Source organism: Pseudomonas sp. GW704-F2, from assembly GCF_059423025.1.
In genome coordinates, this window is record NZ_JBWKXO010000021.1 from 26,575 (window position 1) to 39,439 (window position 12,865).

9 protein-coding genes are annotated in these 12,865 nt (G+C 62.9%); 4 read left to right on the forward strand and 5 right to left on the reverse strand.

Annotation, left to right across the window (positions count from 1 at the left end):
• Positions 1–13 precede the first annotated feature (13 nt).
• The gene (locus AC07W0_RS18375) at positions 14–4,249 is read left to right on the forward strand and encodes a dermonecrotic toxin domain-containing protein (RefSeq protein WP_173677817.1); all 4,236 of its coding nucleotides are present in this window, start codon (positions 14–16) and stop codon (positions 4,247–4,249) included.
• Between the two features lie 78 nt (positions 4,250–4,327).
• On the opposite strand, the gene AC07W0_RS18380 is transcribed toward AC07W0_RS18375, so the two are convergent.
• The 5 genes from AC07W0_RS18380 to AC07W0_RS18400 form a co-directional block, all read right to left on the reverse strand.
• Positions 4,328–5,671, reverse strand: a complete 1,344-nt coding sequence (locus AC07W0_RS18380) for an imelysin family protein (RefSeq protein WP_102617884.1) — start codon at positions 5,669–5,671, stop codon at positions 4,328–4,330.
• A gap of 127 nt (positions 5,672–5,798) precedes the next feature.
• Positions 5,799–7,850 carry a putative bifunctional diguanylate cyclase/phosphodiesterase gene (locus tag AC07W0_RS18385; protein WP_017847174.1) on the reverse strand — a complete coding sequence of 684 codons (2,052 nt, stop codon included), beginning with the start codon at positions 7,848–7,850 and terminating at the stop codon, positions 5,799–5,801.
• A 203-nt stretch (positions 7,851–8,053) separates the two neighbouring features.
• The gene (locus AC07W0_RS18390) at positions 8,054–8,236 is read right to left on the reverse strand and encodes a hypothetical protein (RefSeq protein ID WP_102617883.1); all 183 of its coding nucleotides are present in this window, start codon (positions 8,234–8,236) and stop codon (positions 8,054–8,056) included.
• A gap of 157 nt (positions 8,237–8,393) precedes the next feature.
• Positions 8,394–8,990 carry a superoxide dismutase gene (locus AC07W0_RS18395; RefSeq protein WP_017847176.1) on the reverse strand — a complete coding sequence of 199 codons (597 nt, stop codon included), beginning with the start codon at positions 8,988–8,990 and terminating at the stop codon, positions 8,394–8,396.
• Positions 8,991–9,168: 178 nt separating this feature from the next.
• Positions 9,169–9,768 (reverse strand): LysE/ArgO family amino acid transporter, encoded by a 600-nt coding sequence (locus AC07W0_RS18400; RefSeq protein ID WP_017847177.1) that lies wholly within the window; start codon positions 9,766–9,768, stop codon positions 9,169–9,171.
• 100 nt (positions 9,769–9,868) lie between these two features.
• On the opposite strand from AC07W0_RS18400, the gene AC07W0_RS18405 reads away from it, so the two are divergent.
• The 3 genes from AC07W0_RS18405 to AC07W0_RS18415 all read left to right on the forward strand — a co-directional run bounded on the left by AC07W0_RS18405 (position 9,869) and on the right by AC07W0_RS18415 (position 12,786).
• On the forward strand, positions 9,869–10,762 hold the full coding sequence (locus AC07W0_RS18405) for a LysR family transcriptional regulator ArgP (protein WP_017847178.1): 894 nt from the start codon (positions 9,869–9,871) through the stop codon (positions 10,760–10,762).
• A 52-nt stretch (positions 10,763–10,814) separates the two neighbouring features.
• The gene (locus tag AC07W0_RS18410; protein WP_017847179.1) at positions 10,815–11,813 is read left to right on the forward strand and encodes an NAD-dependent epimerase/dehydratase family protein; all 999 of its coding nucleotides are present in this window, start codon (positions 10,815–10,817) and stop codon (positions 11,811–11,813) included.
• A gap of 127 nt (positions 11,814–11,940) precedes the next feature.
• Positions 11,941–12,786 (forward strand): ATPase, encoded by an 846-nt coding sequence (locus AC07W0_RS18415; protein WP_102617882.1) that lies wholly within the window; start codon positions 11,941–11,943, stop codon positions 12,784–12,786.
• The last annotated feature ends 79 nt before the right edge of the window (positions 12,787–12,865 follow it).

Below are 12,865 nucleotides of genomic sequence, written 5' to 3' on the forward strand. Positions count from 1 at the left end.
TCGAGAGGCCACCATGCCGTCTGATTTATTGTTATCTGCACCGCCAACTGTCAAGGATGCCCCGCAACAGGTCGCGTTGCGCGAACAGTTAATGGCGCTCGACCGCCAGATCGCCGAGCAGTTTCAGTCGCCACCGACGTTCCATTCATTTGTGCAGCATGCGTTCGAGCAAGCATTCCCGACCTTGACGCCCAGCCTCGATGTGCGCCACGCCTTTATCCGACTGCCGGAGACGCCCATCCCGCCAGCGACGTCAGAGGCGCAACCGCCCACCGAGGCCGAGTTGCTGCCCACGCTGTTCGATGCGGTGGTGCAACGTATCACCGCTGACCAGCCAGCGAGTTATGCGGGGCGCATGGCGACCCTGCATCGGCTGCCGGCGACGGGCGAAGCGCTGCTGCCCTTGAGCGGTATCACCCCGGCCGGGCTGGATAAATTCCTTGACCGCCTGGCCACCGGGCTGAGCGCTTCTTACAGCGCTTTCGTGCAAGCCTTCTGGACGCGCGCGCGCAGCCTGACCGATGCGCGCACGCAGAAACAATGGTTGGTGCAAACCCGTATCGAACTGCTGAAAACCGAAGTGGCGCTACTGGCTGCCGACCGCTTGCTCAGCCCCGCTGACCAGGACCTGTTCGCCCTGGTGCTGCGTCACCCGCACGCCCAGGCACGACAGACGCTGCGCGCTGACCGGCCGTGTGTCTACGCGGTTGCCCTCAAGGGAGCTCCCGGCGCTGCGGACCTGACCTTGCGCGGCGCCTTTGTGCTGACCTCCAGAGACCCGGAACAAGCCGTGGTGAGGGCGCAGGAGGCGGTCGAGCCGGCTCGGGTGCGCCCCGTGGATCCAAGCATGAACGTCGGCACGCTGCTGCTGTTTCTGCCGGACTCCGGGCTTGAAGCGTTTGACTCCCTGGCCAGCCTGGATCGGGAGCTGCATCGGCGTTTGAACCACCCTGTCGAATTCGCCGCTGTGCTCGCTGGCCTGGCGGTGGCGGATCAGGCGCAAGGCTTGGCCCTGCATCGTCAGCTCAAGACCACGGGGCAGGTGGTCTACCACGAACAGCTTGAGTCGCCGTTCGTTGAGAGTGTCGAGGCGCAATGCCGGTTGATGCTCGACAACTTCACCTCAACCCTTTTGCGCTACCCATCACCGGTCGACCCCATTGAAGTGGCCGAGCTGCCGCAGGTGCTGGACCGGGTCACGGACCCCGCTCGCCTTTTCAGTGCTGGCGGGGTGTTGTGGGGCCGCGAAATCAAGCGCGGACAGGCGCAGCTCCGGACCTTTCTGCACGACGCATCCCCCGCCGATAAACAGGCGTGGCGCGCCGCGATGGCCGATTATTACGAGCTGCTGTCGCGTCTGCCGGACGCCGAGGGCTTGCCGTCGCTGGCGCAGTTCAGTGATAAACCGACGCTGCTGGCATACGCCAACCAACAGCTGCGCATTCGCCTCAAGGCTGACTATGCACTGGACATCGACCCCGACACTGTCCGCGTACACACCAAAGAACCGTTCGTGCCGGCGACTGTCGTGGTTCCGGGCGCGCCTGCTCCGGCGCCGCGCGAGCCCGGTACAGCGTTGTTCCGGCAGCGAAGCCGCACGCTGACCGAACTGGCCCTGGAGAATCTCGGCGGGCTGGATTTCAACTTCACGCACTTTTCCAGGCTCAGTGAAAACACGCGCAAAAAGCCTGATGAAGCACTGCTCCCCGAAGATCTGGAAGCGGCCCCGGCCTATGACGGGCTGACCCTGCAACAGGTCAAGGATCTGGTACGCGCGGTCAATGTCGGACAAGGCTACGACGCCTTTCTGAAGGACCGCCTTATCACCTCGCCGGCTGCGCTCGCGCAAAAACACACCTATGGCCAAGTCATGCGGCGGCAACTGCGTCTCGACGCCATCGAGGCCAAGATCCACGGCGACTTCCTCCCGGACCGCCTGGCCCGTGGCTTCAATTGGGTGCGGGCGGTGCTCGATGCCCCCGTCGACAGTGATCGGCGCGAGCGCGTCGACGGGCATCGGATTCTCGTGCAGCACTTGAAACTGCGCGGTCAGCGCGTGCGCGGGGTACTGCTGTTCGGCACGGCCGCCGCCGGGGTCGGCTCGATCGTTGTGTACACCCCGCAGGCGCCCGACGGTCGCGTGTTCCACGAGTACGCCAAAGACCGCCTGATGAGCGACTTCATCATCAACAGCAGCTGGCGCGCCTACCTGCTAGGGCGCGTGGAACGGGCCTTCGAGCCTCACGTCCGCGCCGTGCTCAGGGGCCGCGGCGACGTGTCGATGGTGAGCCTGAGCCGGATTGCCGACGACTTCTTCGAGGAGGCTTATGAGGCTGAAGCGAACTGCGTGATCAACGACGCCGCCGCGCAAGCGAAGAGCACCCGGCAAGTCGACATCGAAACCGGCCTGAACGTCGCCACCGTGGCCTTCGACGTGCTGTCCATGGTGCTGCCGGTCAGGATCATGTTGCCGATCGGTTTGGCGCGCAGCCTGTTTTCGGTGTTCAACGCCGTCGAGGCGCTGGACCTGGGCGACCGCGCCGGTGCCGCACAGTCGTTCGTGCGCTCGCTGGGCGAGCTGGTCGGTGCGCTGGTGGACGGCGCGGTCGGCGCCCGCGCACCGGTGGCGGGCTCCCGGCCAAGGGCGTTGCCGGCGGAGATGGCGCTGGGGAAAAAGCCCGAGGGTGTGGCGCCGTTGGCCGGATGGGAAGGCCAGGGCGTGTATCACGCGCCCTCGAACGCCGCGGGTGCCCAGCACTACTTCCTCAATGACGGTGGGCGTTGGTACTCGATCCTCGATGACGGCGACAAAGCCGCCTGGCGGCTCAGGGACGCACGCAAGCTGACGCAATATCACTACGCGCCGATTCGGCGGAATGCGTCGGGGCAGTGGGAAATAGGTTCCCATCCGCTAGCCGGACTCAAGGGCGGCAACGCGCCGGAGCGTGCCCTCAGGAACCTTTACCCTCGGCTGGATGAGGTGCAGGCCAGACGCGTGTTTGAGTCGTTCAACTTCCCGGCGGGGCGCGAAATCGAATATCGGCTGGCCCTGGTCGAAAACCTGCGGCTGAGGCTCTCCACGGCGGCCTTCGAGACCTATCTGAACGTACCGCTTCTGCGGTTTCAGTGGCGTCTGGACGGGATTGATCTGCCAGACCTGCCGGTGGTGGCGACCCGCCATCCGCCGCCCGCCGAGCTGCCACCGAGCCTACCGACGCCACCACGCGCCAGTACCCGTGTCGCGGCGCCCGAGGCCACGGTGGTGCGTCCTGCAAACGAACAATTCATCGAGTGGGGCAGAACCCTCGACGTGGCCGAACTCGAGGTGGTGGATGCGACGCGGGGCATCTATCGGCGGGTTGCCGGTGATCCGCAGTGGCTGGGGCAGGAATACATCAAGATGGACCAGCGCTATTTCGCGATTTTGCCCCGCGACCCCAGCGCGCCCAACGACGTATTGATTCGTGACCCGAGGCGGCCGGCCATGCATTTCCTGGATCTGGAAAACCTGCTGCGCTCCGGCATTTACAATCAGCCCCGACAGGTGAAGTTTGCCACCGGTGACGGGCTGTGGGTCGTCGCCAGTGGCGTGGCCTTGAAAAAACTGGTCACCGCCTATGTGCGCGAGGCGTTTGCGCTGTTGGCCACCCGCAGCCAAGTCGAACTCGCCCAGATCCTGTTCAATCGGGCCAACCCGGGGGGCTTGACCCAACTGGGCCTGCGCTCGCTGATACGCACCCTGCGGGACTGGCAGTTCTGGCTGCCCACGGCGCAGGGGCGGTTGGCCGATCCGTTTTCGTTGCTGCCGCCCACCCACACGCTCAGCGACGGCAGTTGGCTGTTGCCGACCGCGCCCGGGCATTACCGCCGCCTGGACTTTCGTCCGGAGCCCGTCGCGGTGCCGCTGTTCAACGCGCTCCCGCCCGGCTCGGCCGGCTGGTTGCGGAGCTTGATGAGCGAGGTGGTGAGCCGCTGTCGCTACGGCGTGCTTGGCGGCTATGACGTTGCCGGCGAGTTGCTGTTCCGGCGTGCGGGGGATGTCAGGCTGTATTGGTTGAGAACGCGGCGTGTGGTCGGTGAGCGGATTGCCGCCGACGCGCAGGTTGCGCCCTACCGCAGCTTGATGGATGAGCCGACGCGAACCCTGGTCGCCCAGGCTGAGGCCAGTCATAACCTGGTACCGCTGATCGGCGGCATCCAACTGACGACGCCCATCGCGTCGCCGCAGATTTTTATCATTCGGGTGTAATGCCTTCGACTGCGGGCGTAAAAAAAATGCCCCGAGCGAGTCGGGGCATTCTTTATGGCACTTAGGCGTCGGCAGTGATCAGAACTCGTGATCAGCGCTATCCGGGTTCAAATCGCTGATCCCCAGCTTGCCGGCAGCCGCTTCGATCGAACCGGTCTGCTTGACCAGTGCGGCGATGGCGTCCCGCACGATCTGGTTGCCCGCGTCGTTACCCGCAGCGATCAACTGGTCGTAGTGCTCACCCTTGTTGGCGTGGTCAACCATGACCTGGATCTTCGCTTCGGTCGCCGCCAGGTCCGCTTTCAACGCGGCGTCGGCGGCCGGGTCGGCCTTGGCCACCAGGGATGACAGGCTGGCGCCGGTCATTTTGCTGCCGTCAGTGCGGGTGTACTCGCCCAGGTAGACGTTGCGGATGCCCTTGGCGTCGTAGAAGTGCGAGTTGTGGGTGTTGTCGCTGAAACAGTCCTGCTCGTCTTCCGGCGAGTTGGCTTCCAGGGACACCTTCATGCGCTCACCGGCCAGTTCGCCGAGCGACAGGCTGCCCATGCCGAACAGCATTTTGCGCAGGCCGTCGGTGGCCGGTTCGGCCTCCAGCGTGGCGCGGTAGTTGTCTTCGACGTTGGGTTTCCAGTTGCCGACCATTTCTTCCAGGTCGCTGACCAGCAACTGCGTCACGGCGCGCAGGTACGTGCGGCGGCGCTCGTTGTGGCCACCGGTTGCACCGTCGCCGGTCATATAGTCCGACGCAGGCCGGTTGCCGGCGCCCGGGCCGGTGCCGTTCAGGTCCTGGCCCCACAGCAGGAATTCGATGGCGTGGTAGCCGGTGGCGACGTTGGCTTCGGAACCGCCCAGCTCATTGAGGCTGGCGAGTTTTTCCGGGGTGATGTCCTTGACGTCGACCTTGTCTTCGCCGACCTGGATCTCGGTGTTGGCGATGATGTTGGCCGTGGCGCCTGGGTTGCCCAGCGCGTGCTCGTAGGATTTGTCGGTGTAGTCGATCAGGCCTTCGTCCAGGGGCCAGGCGTTCACTTGGCCTTCCCAGTCGTCGATGATGGTGTTGCCGAAGCGGAACACTTCGCTCTGCAGGTACGGCACGCGCGCGGCGACCCAGGCGGTACGGGCGGCTTTGAGGGTCTCGTCGTTCGGGTTGGCGAGGAAGGTGTCGATCGCGGTTTGCAGGGTTTTCGCGGTGGACTCGGCATCGCTGTACACCGCGAACACCATGTCAGCGTAATGCGCGACCACGGCCTTGGCGGCGGTTTCGTCGACCTGGCCGGCAGGGGTGGCAGCCGCCGGAGCGGCAGTGCTGGCGGCCGGGGTCGGCGCCTGGGGCGCGGCGGCCTTGTCTTTACCTTCGCCGCAACCGGCGAGCGAAATGGCAATGGCCAACAGACTGGCGGTGGCCAGGGGCATACGAATCATGGCGAACATCCTGCATCGGTCGTTGATAGGGCGCGCGGGGGCCGCGCAAAACTGCAACATAATGCGAAAGATTTGCATTTTCTGTAAAGGGTTATACGAGGGAAATCTCAACTATCGTTTGGTCGTGTCAGAGAATGGCCGCGTTATTGCGTTCGGCCTGCTTCAAATACGCCGCCAATTCCCGTGCCGGCAACGGTTTGCTGTAGTGGTAGCCCTGACCTTCATGGCAGCCCTCGGAGATGATGTAAGCCTCCTGTTCCGCGGTTTCCACGCCTTCGGCGATCACCTGCATGCCCAGGCTTTTACCCAATTGGATAATCGCGCGCACGATGGTGGCGTCGTCGTCATCGTCGAGCAGGTCCTGCACGAAGCTCTTGTCGATCTTGATCTTGTCCAGCGGCAGGCTTTTCAGATAGCTCAAGGATGAATAGCCGGTGCCGAAGTCATCGATGGCGATCAGCGCACCGGAGCGGCGCAGGCTCAGCAGGTGCTGGGCGGCGGTGCTGATGTCTTCCATCAGGCCGGTCTCGGTCACTTCCAGTTCCAGGCTGCGCGGTGGCAAGCGATAGATCTGCATCAGGTTATTCACCACCCGTGGCAATTCGGTGTGGTGCAGTTGCACGGTGGACAGGTTGACCGCCATGCGCAGCTCGGTGAAGCCTTGGTCGTGCCATTCGCGCAATTGTCGACAGGCCTGGTCGAGCACCCATTCACCGATCGCGATAATCGTGCCGTTCTGTTCCGCCAGGGGGATGAACAAGTCCGGCGGCACCAGGCCGTGTTCCGGGTGCTGCCAACGGATCAACGCTTCGACGCCGACCACACGGTGGTCGCGGTAGCTGATCTGCGGTTGGTACACCAGGTAAAACTGGTTGCGGCTCAAGGCGTCGCGCAGGTCTTTCTCCAGTTCGCGGCGTCGGCGCATTTCACTGTCGACACTGGCGATATAGAACTGATAGCGGTTGCGCGAACGGCTCTTGGCCAGGGTCATGGTCTGTTCGGCTTTTTGCAGCAGTTTCTCGGTGCTGTCGCCGTCTTCCGGGAACAAGGTGATGCCGATGGTGGCGCGTAGGCGAATCTGCTCGCTGTCGAGGGCAAACTCCGCTTCCAGGTCATCGAGGATGCTTTGCGCCAGTTCGGCGGCTTCGTAGGGCTGATCGATATCGGCCTGCACCAGGGCGAACTGGTCGCCGCCGAGGCGGGCGAGGGCGCCGAGGCGGCCGCTGTGGGCGCGCAGGCGATCGGCCAGGGCCAGCAGCAGTTTGTCGCCGGCCTGGTAGGTGAACTGCTCGTTGACGCTTTTGAAGTCATCCAGGCCCACGCACAACACGGCGACGCGGCGCTGCCGACGGCCGGCGTCGATCAGGATCTTGTCCAGTTGCTCCTGCAGTTTCTGGCGGTTCGGCAGGCCGGTGAGAAAGTCGTACTGGGCCATGCGCAGCAGGCTGGATTCCGCTTCATGGCGCAGGTGGGTGTTGCGTTCGATGGATTCGAGCAACTGGTTGGCCGTATTGATCCACAGCCCCAGTTCATTGCGTTCGTGGCCCTTGAGCTGGGGGATCTTGTGTTCGCTGGGGCGGTCGGGGTTGATCGAGGTCAGGTGCTCGATAATCCGCGACAGCGGCTTGGTCAGCAGCCAGTGATACACCAGGTACAGCACCAGGCCCATGGCCAGTGCGCGCAGCACCCCGGAAATAAAAATGATCACCGAGCTGACAATGAAACCCTTGCCGTAGGTGGCCGTGTCGAGCGTGATGCTCAGGTCGCCGTAATACTCGCTATAGGGGCCTTTGCCGACCAGGGCGGTGGTGAACGTGCGCTCCTGGCCGAGAATCAGGTCGGTCAACCAGCGGCTGGAGGATTGCTGCAAGGCGCGGTTTTTTTCCGCGAGCATGGTTTCGTTGGGATGGCCGATGGAGGCCATGCGGACCGCGTCGTCCTGAAACAGACCTTCGATCACCTGCATGCCCATCTCGCGGTCCAGGCTGTAGACGGCCTGGGTCGAGGGGTCGCGAAACATGTCGAGGATGCGCTGGGCATCATCGGCCACGGCCTGGCGCGTCTTGTAGGCATCGAAAACGATCTGCGCCACGCTCAGCGCCACGCCCACGATCAATGCCGACAGCAGCACAACCCGTAGCAACTTCACCGACAAGCTGTTTTTGAGTTCCAGCTTCAAAGGGGCATTCCTTGTCTCATGCGGGTGGCCTTCAATATGCCATGAGTATTGGCAATCTGGTGATGGCAGTCAAAGGAACATTGCGGCGCGATGCTCCATGACGCCATGGTGGGCCGGTCTGTTGCGGGCGGGGTCGTCAGGCGAGGGGGGAATTCAAGTGATGGCGGACTGATTTTGCTCCGCCACCGTTCACGCTTTCCCAATCAGAATTTGATTTGCTGCTGTTGATTCGTTGCGCTGCCGGCAGCACTCGTTGCGTTTTTCAGAAGGTCTTTTGCGACATTCATGGCCATACCGGCGGCCTGTTCAGACAACGGCATTAGCACGGGGGCGAGTGCTGCGGCTGCGGAGGCTGCTGCTCCTAATCCTGCTGCGCCTGCGATCATAAGTTAATTCTCCGACATTGAATGAAAGGGACATTCCTCTCACTGCCTGGGTGGCAATTTCCGCGCAGTTGGTTCCGTCATGCCCGGCTGGCGCCGCCGTCGAACGCACAAAAAAAAAGCCCGGCAATCGCCGGGCTCTTTTTACTGCAAGGGGTGCTTAGGCAGTGAAGGCCTTGCCTTCGAACTGCTCAGCCACGAACTTCCAGTTGACCAGGTTCCAGAACGCTTCCACATATTTTGGACGGGCGTTGCGGTAGTCGATGTAGTAAGCGTGTTCCCAGACGTCGCAGGTCAGCAGCGGGGTGTCGCCGCTGGTCAGCGGGTTGCCGGCGCCGATGGTGCTGGCCAGGGCCAGGGAACCGTCAGCCTTTTTCACCAGCCAGCCCCAACCGGAACCGAAGGTGCCGACGGACGTCTTGGTGAATTCTTCTTTGAACTTGTCGAACGAACCGAACGCAGCGTTGATGGCCTCAGCCAGTGCGCCGGTCGGTTGACCGCCGGCGTTTGGCGCCAGGCAGTTCCAGTAGAAGGTGTGGTTCCAGACCTGAGCGGCGTTGTTGAAGATGCCGCCCGAAGAAGACTTGACGATTTCTTCCAGGGTCTTGCCTTCGAACTCGGTGCCAGGCACCAGGTTGTTCAGGTTCACGACATAGGTGTTGTGGTGCTTGTCGTGGTGGTATTCCAAGGTTTCCTTGGAAATGTGCGGCTGCAGGGCATCGTGTGCGTAGGGCAGCGGCGGCAATTCGAAAGCCATGATGATTCTCCTAATCAGGTCAGTTGCGGTGAGCGCAAGGCCGATCACGGGCGGCCAAACAAGCGCCGGGGAGTTTGTACTCTTTGCGGCGCCGGGTCCGGATCATAGCACTCGGGGTGTGGCAAAACCACGCAACAACTGTGTGGGATAGAGGTTCCAGAGCGTTTTGGAATATTCATCATGCACTGATCAATTGATAGGCCACGCTGAACATCATCCCCGCCACCAGAAGGTCGAGCAGACGCCACGTCGCCGGACGTGCTAGCCACGGGGCCAACCAGGCGGCGCCGAGCGCCAGCGTGGCGAACCACAGGAACGAAGCGCTGGCCGCGCCGGCCACATAGGCGCCGGGTTCGGTCTGCTGGGCGCCCAGCGAGCCAATCAGCAGCACGGTGTCCAAGTAAACGTGGGGGTTGAGCAACGTCACCGCCAACGCGCTGAGCAACACGGCGCGCAATGAGCGCACCTTGAGGGCGTCGCCTTGGTCGAGGCTCTGTTTCGAACAGGCCCGCCGCAGCGCGCAGGCGCCGTACCACAGCAGGAACGCGGCACCGCCCCAGCGGGCAATCCCCAGCAGGATCGGGCTTTGCGCCAGTATCGTCGCCAGGCCGAATACCCCGGCGGCCACCAGCAGCGCATCGCAGACCACGCACAGGGCCGCCACCGGCAGGTGGTGTTCACGACGCAGGCTTTGCGCGAGCACAAAGGCGTTCTGGCTGCCGATGGCCATGATCAGCCCCAACGCGACCAGCAGGCCGTTCATATAGCTTTGCCACATAGTTGAAGATCCTTGCTCAAGCCGAAACGATGCTGGCTATCTTCCCTGGCATAGCTGTATAAGAAAAACCAATATTGCTGATCGCTCATTAGAGAAACTGATGTTTGACTATAAATTGCTCTCCGCCCTGGCGGCGGTGGTGGAACAAGCCGGCTTCGAGCGCGGTGCCCAGGTGCTGGGGTTGTCGCAATCGGCGATCTCCCAGCGTATCAAGCTGCTGGAGGCACGGATCGGCCAGCCGGTGCTGGTGCGGGCCACACCGCCGACGCCGACCGATATCGGCCGGCGCCTGCTCAACCATGTGCAACAGGTACGGCTGCTGGAGCGCGACTTGCAAAGCCAGGTGCCGGCGCTGGATGAAGAAGGCATGCCCGAACGCCTGCGCATCGCGTTGAATGCCGACAGCCTTGCCACCTGGTGGGCCGAGGCCGTCAGCGACTTTTGCGCCGAGCAGCATTTGCTGCTGGACCTGGTGGTGGAAGACCAGACCGTCGGCCTCAAGCGCATGCGCGCCGGTGAAGTGGCGGCCTGTATCTGCGCCAGTGAACGCCCGGTGGCCGGGGCGCGCAGCCTGTTGCTGGGCGCCATGCGCTATCGGGCGCTGGCGAGTCCGGCGTTTATCGCACGGCACTTCCCCAACGGTGTGCGCGCCGATCAACTGGCGCGCACGCCGGCCTTGGTATTCGGCCCGGACGATTTCCTGCAACACCGCTACCTGGCCGCGCTCGGGGTGGACGGCGGTTTCGAGCACCATTTGTGCCCGTCGTCCGAAGGGTTTATCCGCTTGGCGGAAGCCGGGCTCGGTTGGGGCCTGGTGCCCGAACTGCAGGTCGGCGACCAGCTGCAAAGAGGCGTATTGGTCGAGTTATTGCCAGATAAGCCCATCGATGTGCCGCTGTACTGGCATCATTGGCGCAGTGGCGGGCAACTGTTGGGTTTGTTGACCGACCATCTGGCCCAGGCCTGTGGTCAATGGTTGGTGCCGTTGGACTGATGGCGGGCGTCAAGGCAACAGCGATGAAAAACGAAAGAACACGGAGTAATACATGAAGATTCTGGTCACCGGCGCAAGCGGCTTCATCGGCGGGCGCTTTGCGCGTTTCGCCCTGGAGCAGGGCCTGGACGTGCGGGTCAACGGGCGGCGCGCCGAAGGTGTGGAACACCTGGTACGGCGCGGTGCCGAGTTTATCCAGGGTGATTTGAATGATGCCGACCTGGTGCGCGAACTGTGCCGCGATGTCGAAGCCGTGGTGCATTGCGCCGGCGCTGTCGGGCTGTGGGCGCGCGCTCAGGATTTCCATCGAGGCAATGTGCTGGTGACCGAGAACGTTGTCGAAGCCTGCCTCAAGCAACGGGTCGGGCGCCTGGTTCACTTGTCGTCGCCGTCGATCTATTTCGACGGCCGCGACCACCTGGGGCTGACCGAAGACCAAGTGCCCAAGCGCTTCAAGCATCCTTATGCCGCCACCAAGTACCTGGCCGAGCAAAAGGTGTTCGGTGCCCAGGAATTCGGCCTCGAAGTCCTGGCCCTGCGCCCGCGTTTTGTCACCGGCGCCGGCGACATGAGCATCTTCCCGCGTCTGCTGAAAATGCAGCGCAAGAACCGCCTGGCCATCGTCGGCGACGGCCTGAACAAGGTCGACTTCACCAGCGTCCACAACCTCAACGAAGCGCTGCTCAGCAGTCTGCTCGCCACCGGCTCGGCGCTGGGCAAAGCTTACAACATCAGCAACGGCACCCCGGTGCCGGTGTGGGATGTGGTGAACTACGTGATGCGCCAGATGGACTTGCCCCAGGTGACGCGGTATCGGTCCTACGGTTTGTCCTACAGTATCGCCGCGTTGAACGAGGCATTCTGCGCGCTGTGGCCCGGGCGCCCGGAGCCGGCGTTGTCGCGCCTGGGCATGCAGGTGATGAACAAAGATTTCACCCTCGACATCAGCCGCGCAAGGCATTATCTCGACTATGACCCCAAGGTCAGCCTGTGGACCGCGCTCGACGAGTTCTGCAGCTGGTGGAAGGCCCAGGAACCGGGGCTGAAGTAAGCTCACAAGCAGCAACACATCGGGAACCGAATTCAGGGTTCCAGGTCGATCAGTGCGGTAGGACAGCGGTTTATACTGCCGCCGCTCGGCTTTTCAGATAGCTATCTCACCGATTCAGGGTTGATTCATGCGTAACGATGCCAACGACGATTTCGACAATGTTCCCAGCCTGCGGGCCGACTCCTTGGACGATGATGATTTCGTGCCGACCGCCGCCACCTCCGTGCGTTCGCGCAATACCCCTGTGGTCAAGGTCAAGAGCGCCAGTACCGGGCCGCTGTGGGCCTTGGTCGGCGCGCTGCTGATCGCCTTTGCCGGCCTGGCCTGGTGGAGCTTCCAGCAGATCTCCCTGATGGGTCAGCAACTGGTTGCCACCCAGGAAAGTTTTGCACGCATCAGCGAAGAAGCGGCGGGGCGCCTGCAGGATATTTCCGGCAAGTTCGTGGCCAGTGAGGCCAGCGTGAACAACGGCAGCGAAGCGCTGAAACTGCAGATCAAGCAGCTGGAAACCCAGTTGCTGGAGCAGGGCAAGCAGCAAGTCGGCGTGGCCGGCCAGGCCACCGAACTGGATAAGCGCCTGGCCCAGATGACCGCCAGCACCACCGACCTGTCCAACGCCAACGCCAAGCTGCAAGGCCAGGTGCAGGCGTTGACCGACGCCGTGGCCAGCCTCAAGGCCGCACAAGGTGAGGCCGCCAAGCACGATGCCGAGATCCGGGAACTGGTCGCCGATGTGGCGGCCCTGAAGAAACAGGGCAACCCGAGTGCAGCCATCGCCCGTCTTGAACAAGACCTAGTGGTGCTAAAGAGCGCGCAGGACAACCAGCCGGGCAATAGCGACGCGCCGACCAATAAAGAGTTCGATGTGTTCCGCATCCAGACCACCCGCAATATCACCACCTTGCAGAGCCAGATGCAGAACCTGAACCAGCGCCTCAATGCGCCGGCCGCGGTCACGCCGATCGGTCAGTAAAGGGTTTGGGCAAATGTCACCATCTGGTGACATTTGCCTTGTCCTTCGTTACATGTGCTCACCTCGCCCTTGTTTAGAC

What these genes read in the sequence shown, in the direction of transcription:
- AC07W0_RS18375 (WP_173677817.1), top strand. Translation starts at nt 14, where the DNA reads ATGCCGTCTGATTTATTGTTATCTGCACCGCCAACTGTCAAGGATGCC.
- AC07W0_RS18380 (WP_102617884.1), bottom strand. Translation starts at nt 5,671, where the DNA reads ATGATTCGTATGCCCCTGGCCACCGCCAGTCTGTTGGCCATTGCCATT.
- AC07W0_RS18390 (WP_102617883.1), bottom strand. Translation starts at nt 8,236, where the DNA reads ATGATCGCAGGCGCAGCAGGATTAGGAGCAGCAGCCTCCGCAGCCGCA.
- AC07W0_RS18395 (WP_017847176.1), bottom strand. Translation starts at nt 8,990, where the DNA reads ATGGCTTTCGAATTGCCGCCGCTGCCCTACGCACACGATGCCCTGCAG.
- AC07W0_RS18400 (WP_017847177.1), bottom strand. Translation starts at nt 9,768, where the DNA reads ATGTGGCAAAGCTATATGAACGGCCTGCTGGTCGCGTTGGGGCTGATC.
- AC07W0_RS18405 (WP_017847178.1), top strand. Translation starts at nt 9,869, where the DNA reads ATGTTTGACTATAAATTGCTCTCCGCCCTGGCGGCGGTGGTGGAACAA.
- AC07W0_RS18410 (WP_017847179.1), top strand. Translation starts at nt 10,815, where the DNA reads ATGAAGATTCTGGTCACCGGCGCAAGCGGCTTCATCGGCGGGCGCTTT.
- AC07W0_RS18415 (WP_102617882.1), top strand. Translation starts at nt 11,941, where the DNA reads ATGCGTAACGATGCCAACGACGATTTCGACAATGTTCCCAGCCTGCGG.